Origin of the sequence: Frankia sp. AgPm24, assembly GCF_023243055.1 — a bacterium.
GTDB lineage: Bacteria > Actinomycetota > Actinomycetes > Frankiales > Frankiaceae > Frankia > Frankia umida.
Genome location: NZ_JALKFW010000122.1, coordinates 1 through 267, shown reverse-complemented (window position 1 = coordinate 267; position 267 = coordinate 1). Strand labels below are relative to the sequence as shown.

At 30.0% G+C, this 267-nt stretch carries 1 pseudogene; it reads right to left on the bottom strand.

Features of this window, described 5'->3' with window-relative positions:
- Positions 1-267: pseudogene (locus tag MXD61_RS05925) on the bottom strand (glycosyltransferase family 1 protein); the annotation flags it as partial.

The window sequence follows — 267 nt, the reverse complement described above, 5'->3', positions numbered from 1 at the left end:
AATTCTTGCTTAGAAAAATTGGACACTGTAAGAATTTTTTTCGCAATTTTACCTAAACCAACTGACAAAATTTTATACCAAGTGGAAAATATCCATGTAAAGTTGATAGAATTTGCAGCAAATGCTGCATCATGGATTGTTACAATTTGATTAAGCTTAAACAAAGTAGATACAGTACATAAGCTTAGTAACAAACCATTTTTAGAATAAAATGGTAATTCAACTTGTTCCCAGAAATGACCACTAAAATACCCAACTTTCTTAAGG